The organism is Stenotrophomonas sp. YJH_SMC_29, from assembly GCF_059371235.1.
In genome coordinates this window covers 1-15127 of record NZ_JCAFUK010000026.1, presented here as the reverse complement: position 1 = coordinate 15127, position 15127 = coordinate 1, and the positions used below count along the sequence as shown (strand labels likewise).

Annotated in this window: 13 protein-coding genes; 10 read left to right on the top strand and 3 right to left on the bottom strand. The window is 67.2% G+C overall.

Annotation, left to right across the window (positions count from 1 at the left end; genetic code table 11):
• Positions 1-187: 187 nt before the first annotated feature.
• The gene (locus AC5P9I_RS20215) at positions 188-640 is read right to left on the bottom strand and encodes a nucleoside deaminase (RefSeq protein ID WP_005419409.1); all 453 of its coding nucleotides are present in this window, start codon (positions 638-640) and stop codon (positions 188-190) included.
• A 79-nt stretch (positions 641-719) separates the two neighbouring features.
• Between AC5P9I_RS20215 and ubiE the strand changes: the two genes are divergently transcribed.
• Positions 720-1481: a bifunctional demethylmenaquinone methyltransferase/2-methoxy-6-polyprenyl-1,4-benzoquinol methylase UbiE gene (ubiE, locus tag AC5P9I_RS20210; protein WP_005411082.1), complete on the top strand. Its 762-nt coding sequence runs from the start codon at positions 720-722 to the stop codon at positions 1479-1481.
• Between the two features lie 182 nt (positions 1482-1663).
• Positions 1664-3595, top strand: a complete 1932-nt coding sequence (locus AC5P9I_RS20205) for a M1 family metallopeptidase (protein ID WP_049464598.1) — start codon at positions 1664-1666, stop codon at positions 3593-3595.
• A gap of 191 nt (positions 3596-3786) precedes the next feature.
• Here AC5P9I_RS20205 and AC5P9I_RS20200 read toward each other — a convergent pair whose 3' ends face one another.
• Positions 3787-4035, bottom strand: coding sequence for a hypothetical protein (locus AC5P9I_RS20200; RefSeq protein ID WP_130768210.1), 249 nt, complete (start codon positions 4033-4035; stop codon positions 3787-3789).
• Positions 4036-4925: 890 nt separating this feature from the next.
• Here AC5P9I_RS20200 and AC5P9I_RS20195 point away from each other — a divergent pair.
• Both AC5P9I_RS20195 and AC5P9I_RS20190 read left to right on the top strand, forming a co-directional pair.
• On the top strand, positions 4926-5657 hold the full coding sequence (locus tag AC5P9I_RS20195; RefSeq protein WP_049464594.1) for a hypothetical protein: 732 nt from the start codon (positions 4926-4928) through the stop codon (positions 5655-5657).
• A complete protein-coding gene (locus tag AC5P9I_RS20190) occupies positions 5645-6280 on the top strand; it encodes an HAD family hydrolase (protein ID WP_049464592.1) in 636 nt (211 codons plus the stop codon). The genes AC5P9I_RS20195 and AC5P9I_RS20190 overlap by 13 nt, the downstream gene beginning before the upstream one ends.
• 275 nt (positions 6281-6555) lie before the next feature.
• On the opposite strand, the gene AC5P9I_RS20185 is transcribed toward AC5P9I_RS20190, so the two are convergent.
• A complete protein-coding gene (locus AC5P9I_RS20185) occupies positions 6556-7494 on the bottom strand; it encodes a carbohydrate kinase family protein (RefSeq protein WP_005411078.1) in 939 nt (312 codons plus the stop codon).
• 283 nt (positions 7495-7777) lie between these two features.
• On the opposite strand from AC5P9I_RS20185, the gene AC5P9I_RS20180 reads away from it, so the two are divergent.
• The 6 genes from AC5P9I_RS20180 (at position 7778) to rodA (AC5P9I_RS20155) (ending at position 14868) form a co-directional block, all read left to right on the top strand.
• Positions 7778-8824, top strand: coding sequence for a rod shape-determining protein (locus AC5P9I_RS20180; RefSeq protein WP_005419402.1), 1047 nt, complete (start codon positions 7778-7780; stop codon positions 8822-8824).
• A 121-nt stretch (positions 8825-8945) separates the two neighbouring features.
• Positions 8946-10043, top strand: coding sequence for a rod shape-determining protein MreC (gene mreC / locus AC5P9I_RS20175; RefSeq protein WP_049470247.1), 1098 nt, complete (start codon positions 8946-8948; stop codon positions 10041-10043).
• The gene (gene mreD / locus AC5P9I_RS20170; protein WP_049470244.1) at positions 10040-10525 is read left to right on the top strand and encodes a rod shape-determining protein MreD; all 486 of its coding nucleotides are present in this window, start codon (positions 10040-10042) and stop codon (positions 10523-10525) included. Before mreC ends, mreD begins: the two co-directional genes overlap by 4 nt.
• A 3-nt stretch (positions 10526-10528) precedes the next feature.
• A complete protein-coding gene (gene mrdA, locus AC5P9I_RS20165; protein WP_049470241.1) occupies positions 10529-12604 on the top strand; it encodes a penicillin-binding protein 2 in 2076 nt (691 codons plus the stop codon).
• On the top strand, positions 12601-13713 hold the full coding sequence (gene rodA, locus AC5P9I_RS20160) for a rod shape-determining protein RodA (RefSeq protein ID WP_057494977.1): 1113 nt from the start codon (positions 12601-12603) through the stop codon (positions 13711-13713). Before mrdA ends, rodA (AC5P9I_RS20160) begins: the two co-directional genes overlap by 4 nt.
• 60 nt (positions 13714-13773) lie before the next feature.
• A complete protein-coding gene (gene rodA / locus AC5P9I_RS20155) occupies positions 13774-14868 on the top strand; it encodes a rod shape-determining protein RodA (protein WP_187756830.1) in 1095 nt (364 codons plus the stop codon).
• Positions 14869-15127: the final 259 nt, after the last annotated feature.

Here is a 15127-nt window from a genome sequence, read left to right as displayed (position 1 = left end):
CGGGGAAAGGAGCCCCGGTGAACCCCACCGTAGGCGTGTTGGCGGTGGCGAGTGTTACCGCAACGTGTGCAGGCCCGCTCTCTGACTGTGCACACGGTCACAGTGATGGCCGCAAACGCTGCCGGCACTAGAACGTGCCGGCACTGAAGCGTTCATTAAACGGGTGGAACGGCAGGCGCTGCGCTGCTCATTCACCGATGTCTTCGTTCCAGATGTCCGGGTGGCGGCTGATGAAATCACCCAGGAGGTCCACGCATTCCTGGTTGTCCAGGTCGATCACGTTGACGCCGTTCTCCCGCAGCCAGTCGATGCCGCCCTGGAACGTGCGCGATTCGCCCACCACCACGGTGCCGATGTTGAACTGGCGCACCAGCCCGGAGCAGTACCAGCACGGGGCCAGGGTGGTGACCATGATGGTGTCCTGGTAGCGACGCTGGCGGCCGGCCTTGCGGAAGGCGTCGGTCTCGCCGTGCACCGACGGGTCACCTTCCTGCACGCGACGGTTGTGGCCGCAGCCGAGCAGGCGCCCGTCGTTGTGGTACAGCGCCGCGCCGATCGGCACCCCGCCTTCGGCCAGGCCCTGGCGGGCTTCGGCGATGGCGGTCTGCAGCAGGGCCTGGTAGTCGGGCGTGGTGATCATGTGGGGCTCCGGTAAGTCGTGGCCCGCCATGATACGGGCAGGGGGTGCCGCTGGCTCCCGGCGGTGCGATAATCGGGGCATGAGCGAATCCCCCTACAAAGCCGGTACCACCCATTTCGGGTTCCGCGACGTCGCCGCCAAGGACAAGCAGAAGCTGGTCGGCCAGGTGTTCACCTCGGTCGCGCGCAACTACGACCTGATGAACGACCTGATGAGCCTGGGCGTGCACCGGGCGTGGAAGCGCTACTACGTGGCGACCGCGCAGGTGAAGCCGGGCGACCGCGTGCTGGACCTGGCCGGCGGCACCGGCGACATCGCCGCCCTGCTGAAGGAGCGCGTCGGCGCCGAGGGTTCGGTGGTGCTGGGCGACATCAACGCCGGCATGCTGTCGGTCGGCCGTGACCGCCTGACCAACCGCGGCCTGGTGCTGGGCCTGGACTACGTGCAGTGCAACGCCGAAGCCCTGCCGTTCCCGGACAACAGCTTCGATCTGGTCACCATTGCCTTCGGCCTGCGCAACGTGACCGACAAGGACGCCGGCCTGCGCGAGATGTACCGCGTGCTGAAGGTGGGCGGCCAGGCCCGCGTGCTGGAATTCTCCGAAGTGACGGCGGACTGGTTCAAGCCGATCTACGACTTCCACTCGTTCAAGATCCTGCCCAAGCTGGGCAAGCTGTTCGCCAACGATTCGGACAGCTACCAGTACCTGGCCGAGAGCATCCGCAAGCACCCGCCGCAGGACGAACTGAAGGCGATGATGGGGCAGGCCGGCTTCGAGCGCTGCCACTACAAGAACCTGACCGGCGGCATCGTCTCGATCCACTCCGGCTACAAGCTGTAAGCCCGGTGTCCGGGTAGTGCCGGCCGCTGGCCGGCATCCCCGTGCCCGGTCATCGTCCGTGCGGATGCCGGCCAGCGGCCGGCACTGCCGGTGCTGTGGCCGCCATTACCCCGCACCGCGCAACGCCTGCGCGGCCGGAGGGAGGTACCATTGGGGTTTGATCCCCGTAACGGTCCCGATTCATGCGTAATCCGCTGATGCTCCTTCCGTTGGCCGTGGCCCTGGCCGCCGGCTGCTCCCAGGAGGCGGCCGCGCCCGCCGCCGCCCCGACTGCCGCAAAGGCCCCCGCCGCCCCCGTGAACGCCGAGAACCGCAGCCACGACGAAAGCTCGTACGCCGAGCCGGACAAGGTCGTCATCAAGGACATCGCGCTGGATCTGAAGCTGGACTTCGACCAGAAGCAGATCGGCGGTACCGCCACCTATACGCTGGAGTGGAAGCAGAAGGACGCCAGCCAGCTGGTGCTCGACACCCGCGAGCTGACCGTGTCCAAGGTCGAGGCCGTCGCCGCCGATGGCGCGCGCAGCCCGCTGAAGTTCGAACTGGCCCCGGCCGACAAGGTGTTCGGCAGCAAGCTGACCATCGAGGCCGCGGAGCAGCCGGCCAAGGTGGAAGTGACCTACCACACCGCACCGACCGCCTCGGGCCTGCAGTGGCTGGCGCCGTCGATGACCGAGGGCAAGAAGCTGCCCTTCATGTTCAGCCAGTCGCAGGCCATCCATGCCCGCTCCTGGGTGCCGCTGCAGGACACCCCGAGCGTGCGCTTCACCTACAGCGCGCACGTGGTCTCGCGCCCGGACGTGATGGTGCTGATGAGCGCCGACAACGATCCGAAGGCCGCGCGTGACGGTGACTACACCTTCAAGATGCCGCAGCCGATTCCGTCCTACCTGCTGGCCATCGCCGCCGGTGACCTGGTGTTCGAGCCGATCTCCGGCCGCTCCGGCGTCTGGGCCGAGCCGACCATGGTCAACAAGGCCGCCAAGGAATTCGAAGACACCGAGAAGATGATCGGTGCCGCCGAGAAGCTGTACGGTGAATACCGCTGGGGCCGCTACGACATGCTGGTGCTGCCGCCGTCGTTCCCGTTCGGCGGCATGGAAAACCCGCGCCTGACCTTCGCCACCCCGACCGTGATCGTCGGCGACAAGTCGCTGGTCTCGCTGGTCGCCCACGAACTGGCGCACAGCTGGTCGGGCAACCTGGTGACCAACGCCAGCTGGAAGGACATCTGGCTCAATGAAGGCTTCACCACCTACGTCCAGGGCCGCATCACCGAAGCCCTGTACGGCAAGGAGATGGCCGAGATGGAGAAGCAGATCGACCAGACCGACCTGCTGGCCGAAGTGAAGGACATGAGCCCGGCCGACCAGGCGCTGGCGCTGCCGCCGCTGAACGAGCGCGACCCCGACGAAGCGCTCAGCCAGGTCGCCTACGTCAAGGGTGCATGGTTCCTGGAGTTCCTGGAACAGCGCTTCGGCCGCGAGACCTTCGATCCGTTCCTGCGCGGCTGGTTCGATGACCACGCCTTCCAGAGCGCGAACACCGACCAGTTCGTCGCGTACATGAAGAAGAACCTGCTGCCGAAGAATCCGTCGGCCGTGACCGAGGCCGAACTGAAGGCGTGGCTGGACGAGCCGGGCATCCCGGCGTTTGCGGCCAAGGCGCAGTCGCGCAACTTCAGTAGCGTCGATACCGCGCGCATTGCCTTCGCCAGCGCCGGCACCGTGCCCAGCAGCCAGGTCATCGCCGACTGGAGCACGCAGGAATGGGTGCGCTTCATCGACGGCCTGGGCGCGACCCAGCCGCTGGACAAGCTGGCCACGCTGGACAAGGCGTTCCACTTCACCGGCACCCCGAATGGCGAAATCGCCATGCGCTGGTACCCGCTGGCGATCCGCAGCGGCTACGAGCAGGCCAATGAAGGCGCCGCTGCGTTCATCGAGCGCGTCGGCCGTCGCAAGCTGATCCTGCCGATCTACGCCGAACTGGTGAAGACCCCGAAGGGGCTGGAGCTGGCCAAGCAGGCCTTCGAAAAGGCCAAGCCGGGCTACCACCCGATCACCACCGCCTCGGTTCAGGACATGCTGGCCAAGGCGAGCGCCGGCAAATAATCGTTGGCGTTGGCGCGAAACAAAAAACGGCAGGGAAACCTGCCGTTTTTTGTGGTTGCAACCATCGGTCGCGGTGTCACGTTCATGATGGCGGAAGGAGGCGTTGGGTCTGCGTGATGGGTGTCTGCAAGAGTTTTTGAAGATTGTTGTATGGATTTCCCTGGACCTGAGCTTGAACATTCTCTCTTGCATCAACGGGGCTGGTTGCCAGCCGCTGGATGCAGTGCAGTCCATTGCATATCCGACAGGTATGCAATCTTCAATTCCATCAGGCCGGTTTCCGCAGCGTTGCGGGCGAGGGGCATTTCCATGAAAACGTCAATGCAAAAATACATGTGGCCCGCCGCGATCCCGGTTCTGATCAGTCTGGCTCTCGCAGCACTTCTCCTTGCCACACCCGCAGTCTCTACCGCATCGCCTGCAGAAGCGTTGCTGTTCAAGTCCGCAAATCTCATCAAGTACTCCACTGGGGAGTCCATCCCCACGTTCAGTGGCAGTTTGCGTCTCTATCAAAATGGTGACCAGACGGCCTGGATTGGAGAAAGGGGGATTGTGGCCATCGTGCTTTGCGGGCAAGAGCCTTGGTTCAACCCGGTTAGGACGGGGTTGCCCAGTAGGGGCGACGACCCGGAGGCTTTGGCTGCCGTAACATGGATGTACGCTGAGCTGAGCCGCAGAATCTCGATGGTAGCCAGCGCAGCCGCTGAAGTGCGGGGTGATAACGGCGTTGGCAAGGCGCGTAAAACCGAAGTCGAGGTGCCATGGGCGTACGGCGTCGAAAGATACGAGGTCTCCAGCGATCGGACCCCTGAAGGTCATGAGCGTATCCGACTCTGGAAACTGGACACCATCCACTCGACCCCTTCAGCAGGAGGCGGCCCCACTGAGGTTACGTCTGCGGAGAAGAAGGCGCGCGAGGCCTCCCTGGAAAGTAATGGCACATGGCATGAACTGGTGATCATTCCGGGTTGGCGACCCTTCTGGCTTCCTCCTGGGGTGTCCTTTCAAGGCTGGCGTTCAGCCAGTGGCTCCGGTTTTCGCACTGTGTCCGCTGCGCGGAAGGCAGGTCATGGTTGCGGCCTCCAGCGATGAGATGCTTGCCTGACGTCGCGATGGGCAGAAGCGGCAGGTGAATGTCACCGATGGGGAGGTGTTCGCAGAAAAGAGTGGGCTTGCACCGGTGGGTTCCTGGAACGAGATGGTGATCAGAGGGATAGGCAACGTGCCTGGTTGCCGGCCACTCCCGTTCACGGGCATGCGTCCATCCACCACGGGTTGCTAAAGTGTCCCGGTCACGCCGGCAGGCGTCTTCACCGATTGGGAGTACGCAATGAAAAGACTGATCCTGGCCGCTGCATGTGCCTTCGCGCTGGCCGCCTGCAGCAACCCCGAGGAAGAGCGCAAGGCGCAGGAAGCCGCCGCGGCCGCCGTGCAGGCGCAGAAGGAAGCCAAGGCCGAGGACGTGGCCAAGCAGTACGACATGGCCGTGGCCGCGCAGGACTGGGAACGCGCGCGCCTGCATGGCGCCTCGCTGCTGGACCAGTACAAGGACACCGCCGCCGCCGAGCGCATCGCCGCCGGCTTCGACGAGGTCAAGGCCAAGGGCGATGCCGCGCGCGACCTGCGCCGCATGCAGGCGCTGTGGCAGTACAACCAGATCCCGGTGGGCAGCAAGGGCAACCAGGTGTCGGCGCAGATCTACAGCAAGGAACGGGTGGACGTGGATGGCAGCGGCGCCAAGCCGGTGCAGCTGGTGTTCCGCGATCACCCGGAGTGGAAGCGGCACGCCTACCTGGTGCTGCAGGCCGGTGATTTCCGCTGCCCGCAGTGCACGGTGAAGGTGACCGTGGACGACGGCAAGCCGGTATCGATGGCCGCGTGGCGCCCGAAGACCGATGAAGCCATCGCCCTGTTCATCACCGACCAGAAGGCCCTGTGGAAGCTGGCGCGCAAGGGCAAGTCGATCAGCATCGAGTTCCCGGTCAAGGCCGGCGGCACCCGCACGGCGGTGTTCGAAACCGGTGGCGTCGACGCCAGCCGCATGCCGCAGTGGTGGCAGTGACGGGGGCGGCGGGCAGCGCAGTGCACGCGTTGTCCGCGATCCGGCACTGGGTGTTCGACATGGACGGCACGCTGACGGTGGCCGTGCATGATTTCGCCGCGATCCGCCGTGCGCTGCAGATCGCGGCCGAGGAAGACATCCTCGACCATATCGCGGCGCTGCCGGACGCGCCGGCGCAGGCCAAGCGCGCGTGGTTGCTGGATCACGAGCGCGCGCTGGCCGAGGACGCGCTGCCCGCGCCGGGTGCGGTGACGCTGCTGCGCGCGCTGGCGGCCGCCGGGTGCCGGCTGGGCATCCTGACCCGCAACGACCATGCGCTGGCGAAGCTGACGCTGGAGGCGATCGGGGTCGGGGAACTGTTCGATGATGCCGACATCGTCGGCCGTGATGAAGCGGTGCCCAAGCCCTCGCCGGATGGCCTGCAGCAGCACCTGCGGCGCTGGGGCATTGCAGCGACGGAGGCGGTGATGGTTGGCGACCACGCCTACGACCTGGAGTGCGGTCGTGCCGCAGGCACGCACACCGTGCTGGTCAATCTGCCGGAGAACCCATGGCCGGGCCGTGCCGACTGGCATTTCGCCGATTGCCGCGCGCTGTTGGCGGCCTGGCAGCAGAAGGGGTAGTGCCGGCCGCTGGCCGGCAGTGTCGACCAAGGTCGACACCTACCAGAACACCCTTGGCCGGGCCGGGCCGGGCCGACTGGCATTTCGCCGATTGTCACAGCCTGTTGGCGGCGTGGCAGCAGAAGAGGTAGTGCCGGCCGCTGGCCGGCAGTGTCGACCAAGGTCGACACCTACCAACAGCATTCCCAGCAGCGCATCGGGTGGAAAGCCCCCTTGTTGCTCAAGGGGGTGCGCCGAAGGCGCGGGGATAAGGTGGAATGCGCGGGCAGTTCGGTTTACGCGCCCAGCGCGTAACCGAACTGCTGCTTGAACTGCTCGTTGAACTCATCGAAGGTGAAGCGCTGGTTCTGCGTGCCCGGATGCTCGACCTTCAGTGCGCCCATCAGGTTGCCCATGCGGCCGATGGTCAGCCAGTCGTAGCCCTTCTGGATGCCGTAGATCAGGCCGGCGCGGAAGGCGTCGCCACAGCCGGTCGGGTCGACCACGCGGCGCTCGTGCGCCGGCGGGATGTCGTAGCTCTTTTCCGGGGTGTGGATGACCGCGCCCTTCGGGCCGCGGGTGGTGATGTAGGCCTTGACCCGGCTGACGATCTCCTTTTCGTCCCAGCCGGTGCGCTCCTGCAGCAGGTTCGACTCGTAGTCGTTGACCACCACGTAGTCGGCCTGATCGATGAAGGCGCGCAGCTCAGGGCCGTTGAACAGCGGCATGGCCTGGCCCGGGTCGAAGATGAACGGGATGCCGTCCTCATGGAATTCCTGCGCGTTCTGGATCATGCCTTCGCGGCCGTCCGGGCCGACCAGGCCCAGGGTCACGCCCGGCACGCCGCGCACATGGTTCTCGTAGGAACGCATCATCGCGCCCGGGTGGAAGGCGGTGATCTGGTTGTTGTCGTGGTCGGTGGTGATGAACGCCTGCGGGGTGAACAGCTCATCGATCACGCGCACGCGCGACAGGTCGATGCCCAGGCCTTCGAAGTACTCGCGGTACGGGCCGAAGTCCGAACCCACGGTGCCCATCGGGATCGGCTGGCCGCCCAGCAGGTGCAGGTTGTAGGCGATGTTGCCGGCGCAGCCGCCGAACTCGCGGCGCATGCGCGGCACCAGGAAAGACACGTTCAGGATGTGCACCTTGTCCGGCAGGATGTGATTCTTGAACTGGTCCGGGAACACCATGATGGTGTCGAAGGCAAGAGAACCACAGATCAGAGCGGACATCGATGTAAGCCTATGCGGTGAATTTTGGGGTGGGCCGGCCCGGTTCAGCGGGCAAGCAAACGGCGCCCTTGGGCGCCCGACGGCGCAAAGGTTACCCGCTGGTGCCGCTCAGGGCCAGAACCGGGTGATGCCCGATCAGGCCGAAAGCCTGTGAAGACGCGGGTTCAGCTAGTTTTTTCCTTGCTCGGCGGCAGGCGGGTTGCTAGGCTTGTCGGCCTCGATTTCTGCCCATTTTTTCGCCATCCCGCGGCGGGCACGACACCCCTCAGGACTCCTTCCTCAGATGTTCAAGAAACTCCGTGGCATGTTCTCCAACGACCTGTCCATCGACCTGGGCACGGCCAACACCCTCATCTACGTGCGCGGGCAGGGGATCGTGCTGAACGAGCCGTCGGTCGTGGCCGTGCGCCAGGACCGTGCCATCGGTGGCACCCGCTCGGTGGCAGCCGTGGGCGCCGAGGCCAAGCAGATGCTCGGCCGTACCCCGGGCCACATCACCACCATCCGCCCGATGAAGGACGGCGTCATCGCCGACTTCACCTACACCGAGGCGATGCTCAAGCACTTCATCAAGAAGGTGCACAAGTCGCGCGTGCTGCGCCCGAGCCCGCGCGTGCTGGTCTGCGTGCCGGCCGGTTCGACCCAGGTCGAGCGCCGCGCGATCAAGGAATCGGCCGAGGAAGCCGGTGCCCGTGACGTGTTCCTGATCGAAGAGCCGATGGCCGCCGCGATCGGCGCCGGCATGCCGGTCACCGAGGCCCGTGGCTCGATGGTCATCGACATCGGCGGCGGCACCACCGAAGTGGCAGTGATCTCGCTCAACGGCATCGTCTATTCGGCCTCGGTCCGCATCGGCGGCGACCGCTTCGACGAGTCGATCACCAACTACGTGCGCCGCAACCACGGCATGCTGATCGGTGAAGCCACCGCCGAGCGCATCAAGGTCGAGCTGGGCTGCGCCTACCCGCAGGCGGAAGTGATCGAGATGGAAATCTCCGGCCGCAACCTCGCCGAGGGCGTGCCGAAGATGATCAAGATCAGCTCCAACGAGGTGCTCGAGGCCCTGCACGAACCGCTGTCGGGCATCGTCAGCGCGGTCAAGCTGGCGCTGGAGCAGACCCCGCCGGAACTGTGCGCCGACGTCGCCGAGCGCGGCATCGTGCTGACCGGTGGCGGCGCCCTGCTGCGCGATCTGGATCGCCTGATCTCCGAGGAAACCGGCCTGCACGTGCAGGTGGCCGACGATCCGCTGACCTGCGTGGCCCGCGGCGGCGGTCGTGCGCTGGAGCTGGTGGACATGCACGGCAACGAGTTCTTTGCGCCGGAATAAGCCGTCCCGGCCGTTCCTGCCCGCCGCGCCCTTCCGGGGTGCGGCCCGCCGTGAAGGCGGGCCGGCACCGGCGGGGCGTCCGCGTGTTTCCCTTCCGCCTTCTGCCAGTTGAATCGTCGCCGTGCCGCCCTACGCCGGTCCTCCCGTCGCCTCCCGATCCGGTGATGCCGCCAGCCCCCTGCGGTTGCTGGCCTATCTCGCGTTGGCCATCACCCTGATCGTGCTCGATGACCAGGCCGGCTGGCTGGCGCGCCTGCGCGAGCAGGCCAACAGCCTGGTGCAGCCGGTGTGGGCCCTGGCCGGCCTGCCCGGCAAGCTCGGCAACCAGGTCAAGGATTCCGCCGCCAGCCATACCCAGCTGGTCGCCGAGAACCGCGAACTGCGCAACCAGCTGCTGCTGGCCAACGCGCGCCTGACCCGCCTGCAGACCGCCGCGCTGGACAATGCGCAGCTGCGCGAACTGCTGAACGTGGCCGAGCGCAGCGGCCTGGACGTGCAGCTGGCGCCGATCCTGGACATCGACCTGGACCCGGTGAAGCAGCGCCTGGTGCTCGACGCTGGCGCCCGCGAAGGCGTGCACGTCGGCCAGGCCGTGATCGACGCCGGCGGCCTGATGGGGCAGGTGATCAGCGTGACCGGTGGCACCTCCACCGTGCTGCTGCTGACCGATCCCGACCACGCGGTGCCGGTCACCGTGGCCCGCAACGGCGTGCGCCTGATCGTCTACGGCCGCGGCGACACGCTGGAGCTGCGCGATATTCCGCTCAGCGCCGGGGTGGAAGTGGGCGATGAGATCGTCACCTCCGGTCTTGGCGGGCGTTTCCCGGCCGGCTTCCCGGTCGGCACCATCACCGGCCTGCGCCCGGACGACACCCATGCGTTCCTGGTCGGCGAACTGAAGCCGGCGGCGCAGCTCGACCGCGGCCGCGACGTGCTGCTGCTGCGCCCGGGCGCGGCGATCCGCATTCCGCCGGAACTGCGCCTGCAGCTGGAAGAAACCGCCCCGGGTGGCCCGGCCACCGGCGCCACCGTGCCTGTGGCAACCGCGCCAGCGGCAACGACGCCAGCTCCGGTCAGCGCCCCGGTAGTGCCGGCCGCTGGCCGGCCACAGCCCTCGTCGCAAACGAGGACTGTTGCCCCCGCATCCTCGCCTGATCCTGCTGCTCCGGTAGTGCCGGCCGCTGGCCGGCAACCGACCACGCCGGAGGCGCAGCGATGAGCCGCCTGCGCGACAACCCGTGGGTGCTGCCGGCCAGCCTGGTGGTGGCGCTGCTGCTGGGCCTGCTGCCATTGCCGGCGCTGCTGCAGCCGCTGCGCCCGTACTGGCTGGCGCTGGTACTGGCGTACTGGGTCATCGAAGCGCCCGAGCGTGTCGGCCTGGGCATCGCCTTCGCCAGCGGCGTGGTCGCCGACCTGCTGTACGGCGGTGTCCTCGGCGAACAGGCGCTGCGGCTGGTGATGCTGGCCTTCATCCTGCAGCGCTTCCGCGCCCGCATCCGCTTCTTCCCGATGTCGCAGCAGATGCTGGCCATCGGTGGCCTGCTGTTCAACGACCGCATCGTCAGCGCGCTGGTGCACATCCTGGTGGGCGAACCGACCCTGCCGTGGTCGTACTGGTGGGCGCCGCTGCTGGGCATGGGCCTGTGGCCGCTGGTGTTCGTGCTGCTGGACGCGGTGCGCTTCGGCAAGCGCGGGCGCTGAGCCATGATTCCGCGCCGCCAGGTCAAGAATCCGCACGCCGAAGCCGAGCAGTTCCGCCGTCGCGCGGCGCTCGGCTTCCTGGGCGTGCTGGTCTGCCTGCTGGGCCTGGGCGGCTGGTACTTCAAGCTGCAGGTGCTGGACCACGATGTCTACGCCACCCGCTCGGAAGCCAACCGCATCAAGCCGCGGCCGGTGGTGCCCGGGCGCGGCATGATCTACGACCGCAACGGCCGCCTGCTGGCCGAGAACGTGCCGGCGTTCCGCCTGGACGTCACCCCGGACAAGGTCAAGGACATGGACGCCACCCTGGAAGGGCTGGCGAAGATCATCAGCATCAGCCCGGAAGAGCTGGAAGCGTTCAACAAGTCGCGCAAGGCGCGCCGCAAGTTCCTGCCGGTCACGCTGAAGCTGCGCATGAGCGACGAGGAGATGGCGCGCTTTGCCGTCGACCGCTGGCGGTTCCCGGGGGTCGAGCTGGAACCCTACCTGACCCGGCGCTATCCGTATGGCGATCTGTTCGCGCACATCATCGGCTACGTCGGTCGCGTCGATGACAAGGATCTGGAAATCCTCGGCGAAGGCAATGCCGCGCTGACGCACATCGGCAAATCCGGGCTGGAGCGCTATTACGAGCAGCAGCTGCGTGGCCGGGTCGGCTACGAACAGGTCGAGACCAACGTGCAGGGCCGCGCGATCCGCACCATCGGCCGCGTTGCCGCGCAGTCCGGTGCCGATCTGCGGTTGTCGATCGACGCCGACCTGCAGCGCGCCATGGTCGCTGCCTTCGGCGACCAGGAAGGCTCGGCGGTGGCCATGGACCCGCGCACCGGCGAAGTGCTGGCGATGGTGAGCCTGCCGTCCTACGATCCGAACCTGTTCGTCAACGGCATTTCCCATGCCGACTTCAAGGCATTGAACGAAAACCCGTCGCGGCCGCAGTTCAACCGCCTGGTGCTCGGTGGCGTTGCCCCCGGTTCCACGCTGAAGCCGCTGATCGGCCTGGCCGGCCTGGATTCGGGCGTGCGCCGCCCGGAAGACAAGGTGCTGTCCACCGGCATGTTCTACCTGCCCGGCACTTCCCGTGGCTGGGGTGATGCGCATCGTGGCGGCCACGGCTGGACCGACCTGCGCAAGTCCATCGCCGAGTCGGTCAACACCTATTACTACAAGCTGGCGCTGGACCTGGGCATCGAGCGCTTCGACCATTACATGGAGTACTACGGCTTCGGCCAGCCGACCGGCATCGACCTCACCGGCGAAATCGGCGGCATCCTGCCGTCGCCGGCCTACAAGCGGAAGACCCGCAAGGAAGCCTGGTTCCCGGGCGACACGGTCAACATCAGCATCGGCCAGGGCGACTGGAAGGTGACCCCGCTGCAGCTGGCGCGCGGCGTCAGCGCGCTGGCCGATGGCCAGCTGCGCACCCCGCACCTGGTGATCCAGCAGCGCGAAGGATTCGACAGTGACTGGACGGCCATGCCGGCCGGCGAAAGCAAGCCGATCAGTCCCAACCCCAACAACGTGCAGGCCGTGCGCGAGGGCATGATGGCGACCATGCGGCCTGGCGGCAGTGGTTGGCGCGTGGCGGTGGGTGCGCCGTACGTGATGGCCGGCAAGACCGGCACCGCGCAGGTCATCAGCCGCAAGGGCACCGCTGCGGTGAATCCGAAGAGCCTGCCGATGCACCTGCGCCACCGCGCGTTGTTCGTGGGTTTCGCGCCGGTCGAGAACCCGGTGATCGCGATTGCGGTGGCGGTGGAAGGCGGCGGCTACGGCGGCTCGGCCGCCGCACCGATCGCACGCAAGGTGTTCGATGCCTACCTGCTGGGCAAGATGCCCGAGGGCATGCAGCCGCTGGACAGCGAGCGCGGCACCACGGCCATCGGCGCCACCGCGTTCGACAACGAGGACGCGGGCGCGCGCCAGGCAGGCGACCTTGCCGCCGCGCAGCTCGGGGACCATCCGGTGCTGATCGGCGTGCCCGCGCCGGCGCCCGCGCCCGCACCGCAACCGGATGCACCGGCGGCGGCCGCGCTGCCGGCCACGCCACGCCCGACCCACGCGGAGCCTGCACGATGAGCGTCTTCCTGCGCTGGGCCGGCGACATGCTGCGCCGCTTCTTCAGCACCCTGGACTGGGTGCTGTGCCTGGCGCTGGGCGCGCTGATGCTGATCGGCCTGGCCACCCTGAAGAGCGCCGGTGGCGACAGCCTGGTGATGGCCCAGGGCGCGCGCTTCGCCGTGGGCATGGCCGCACTGTGGGGCATCTCGCGGGTCTCGATCCTGCGCATCCGCTCGGCCACGCCGATGATCTACGCGATCTCGATGATCCCGTTGCTGGCGGTGTTCGTGCTGGGCACCGGCAAGTACGGCCGGCAGTGGCTGGACCTGAAGTTCTTCTACCTGCAGCCGGCCGAGCTGCTGAAGGTCAGCCTGCCGATGATGGTGGCCTGGTACCTGCACAGGATGCCGCTGCCGCCGCGCTTCAGCACGGTGCTGACCGCGCTGGTCATCATCGGCGTGCCGACCGGCCTGGTGATGCTGCAGCCGGACTTCGGTACCGGCGTGCTGATCGCCGCCAGTGGCGTGTTCGTGCTGCTGCTGGCGGGCCTGCCGTGGTGGTGGGTGGGCCTGGGCGTGGGCGGCGTGGCCGCAGTCGCGCCGGTGGCGTGGTTCTGGCTGCTGCGGCCGTACCAGAAGGACCGCATCATGATGTTCCTGGACCCGGAGATGGATGCGCTGGGCGCCGGCTGGAACATCATCCAGTCGAAGATCGCGATCGGTTCCGGTGGCTTCGACGGCAAGGGCTGGGGCGAGGGCTCGCAGTCGCACCTGAACTTCATTCCCGAGCAAACCACCGACTTCGCGTTCTCGGTGCTGAGCGAGGAGTTCGGCTGGATCGGCGTGGCCACCGTGCTGGCGCTGTACCTGTTGGTGATCGGGCGTTGCCTGTGGATTGCCAGCCAATCGCGCGATTCCTATTCGCGCCTGCTGGCCGGTGCCACTGGCCTGGCGTTCTTCGTTTACGTGCTGGTCAACGGCGGGATGATTTCCGGCCTGCTGCCGGTGGTGGGCGTGCCGATGCCGCTGATCAGCTACGGCGGTACCTCGGCGGTGTCGCTGCTGGCTGGCTTCGGGCTGGTGATGGCGGTGCGCAGCCACAACCCGGTGCACGGCGGCTACGGCTGAGTCCGGGAGCGGAAACACCCTGACAGCTTCACGCAAGCGCCCGTTGCTAGCGTGCTGCGCGTGGAATGGAAACGACTGTTTGGCGGCTGCCGTGAGGCAGTGCGCACGATCGATCTGCCGTTGCTGGTCGCATTGCTGATCCTGATGGGCGCGGGCCTGGCGGTGCTGCACAGTGTGTCCGGGCCGGTGGCCGGGCAGGCGGCGCGCTTTGCCGGTGGACTGCTGGCCATGTGGCTGCTGTCGCGTGTTTCGCTGCTGCGCCTGCGCGCGTGGACACCGGCGTTGTATGCGTTGTCGATGCTGCCGCTGATGGCGGTGTACGTGATCGGTACCGGCAAATACGGGCAGCGCTGGCTGAACCTCGGCGTGTTCTACCTGCAGCCGTCGGAGCTGCTCAAGCTCAGCCTGCCGCTGATGATGGCCTGGTACCTGCACCGGCAACCGCTGCCGCCGTCGCCACGCACGGTACTGACCGCCGCGGTGCTGATCGGCGCGCCGGCGCTGCTGATCCTGATGCAGCCCAACCTCGGCACCGCCACGCTGGTCACCGCCAGCGGCGTGTTCGCGTTGTTGCTGGCAGGCCTGCACTGGGGCTGGGTGGCGACCGGTGCGGCGGGGCTGGCAGTGGCCGCGCCGCTGGCGTGGTTCGGGCTGTTGCGGCAATACCAGAAGGACCGCGTGTTGACCTTCCTCGATCCGGCGGCCGACCCCCTGGGCACCGGCTGGAACATCCTGCAGTCGCGCATCGCGATCGGCTCCGGGGGATGGCAGGGACGCGGCTGGGGGCAGGGCACCCAGGCCACGCTGGATTTCCTGCCCGAATACACCACCGACTTCGCGTTTTCGGTGCTGGCCGAAGAGTTCGGCTGGATCGGCGTGGCGACGCTGTTCGCGCTGTACCTGTTCGTGGTGGGGCGTTGCCTGTGGATTGCGGTGCACGCGCGCGACACGCATGCGCGGTTGCTGGCCGGCAGCCTGGGCCTGGCCTTCTTCGTCTACGTGCTGGTGAACGGTGGAATGATCTCCGGCCTGCTGCCGGTGGTGGGCATTCCGATGCCGCTGATCAGTTACGGCGGGACCTCGGCGGTTTCGCTGTTGGCCGGCATCGGGTTGGTGATGGCGGTGCGTGGGCACCGGCCCGTGCACGGGGGATAGCGCTTCCAGCCAACGGCGCAGCCCCTCGTGGGTGGAGTCTGGGTGGTCGCGGAAAGCAGAAGCCGCGGGTAGGCCGGTCGGGTTGGGTACGCGGGGGACGCCGTGAATCCGTCCCTGGAGGCTTGGCAGCCGCATCCATGCGGCTGACTGATCTGGCCCCCTGAAAACGGACGCCATGAAGCCGTTTCAGGCGGCAGTCCGGAGCTGCCGGGCGTAGTTGTTAGGCGAGTGGTAGCCCAGCGCCGAGTGTAGCCGGGCT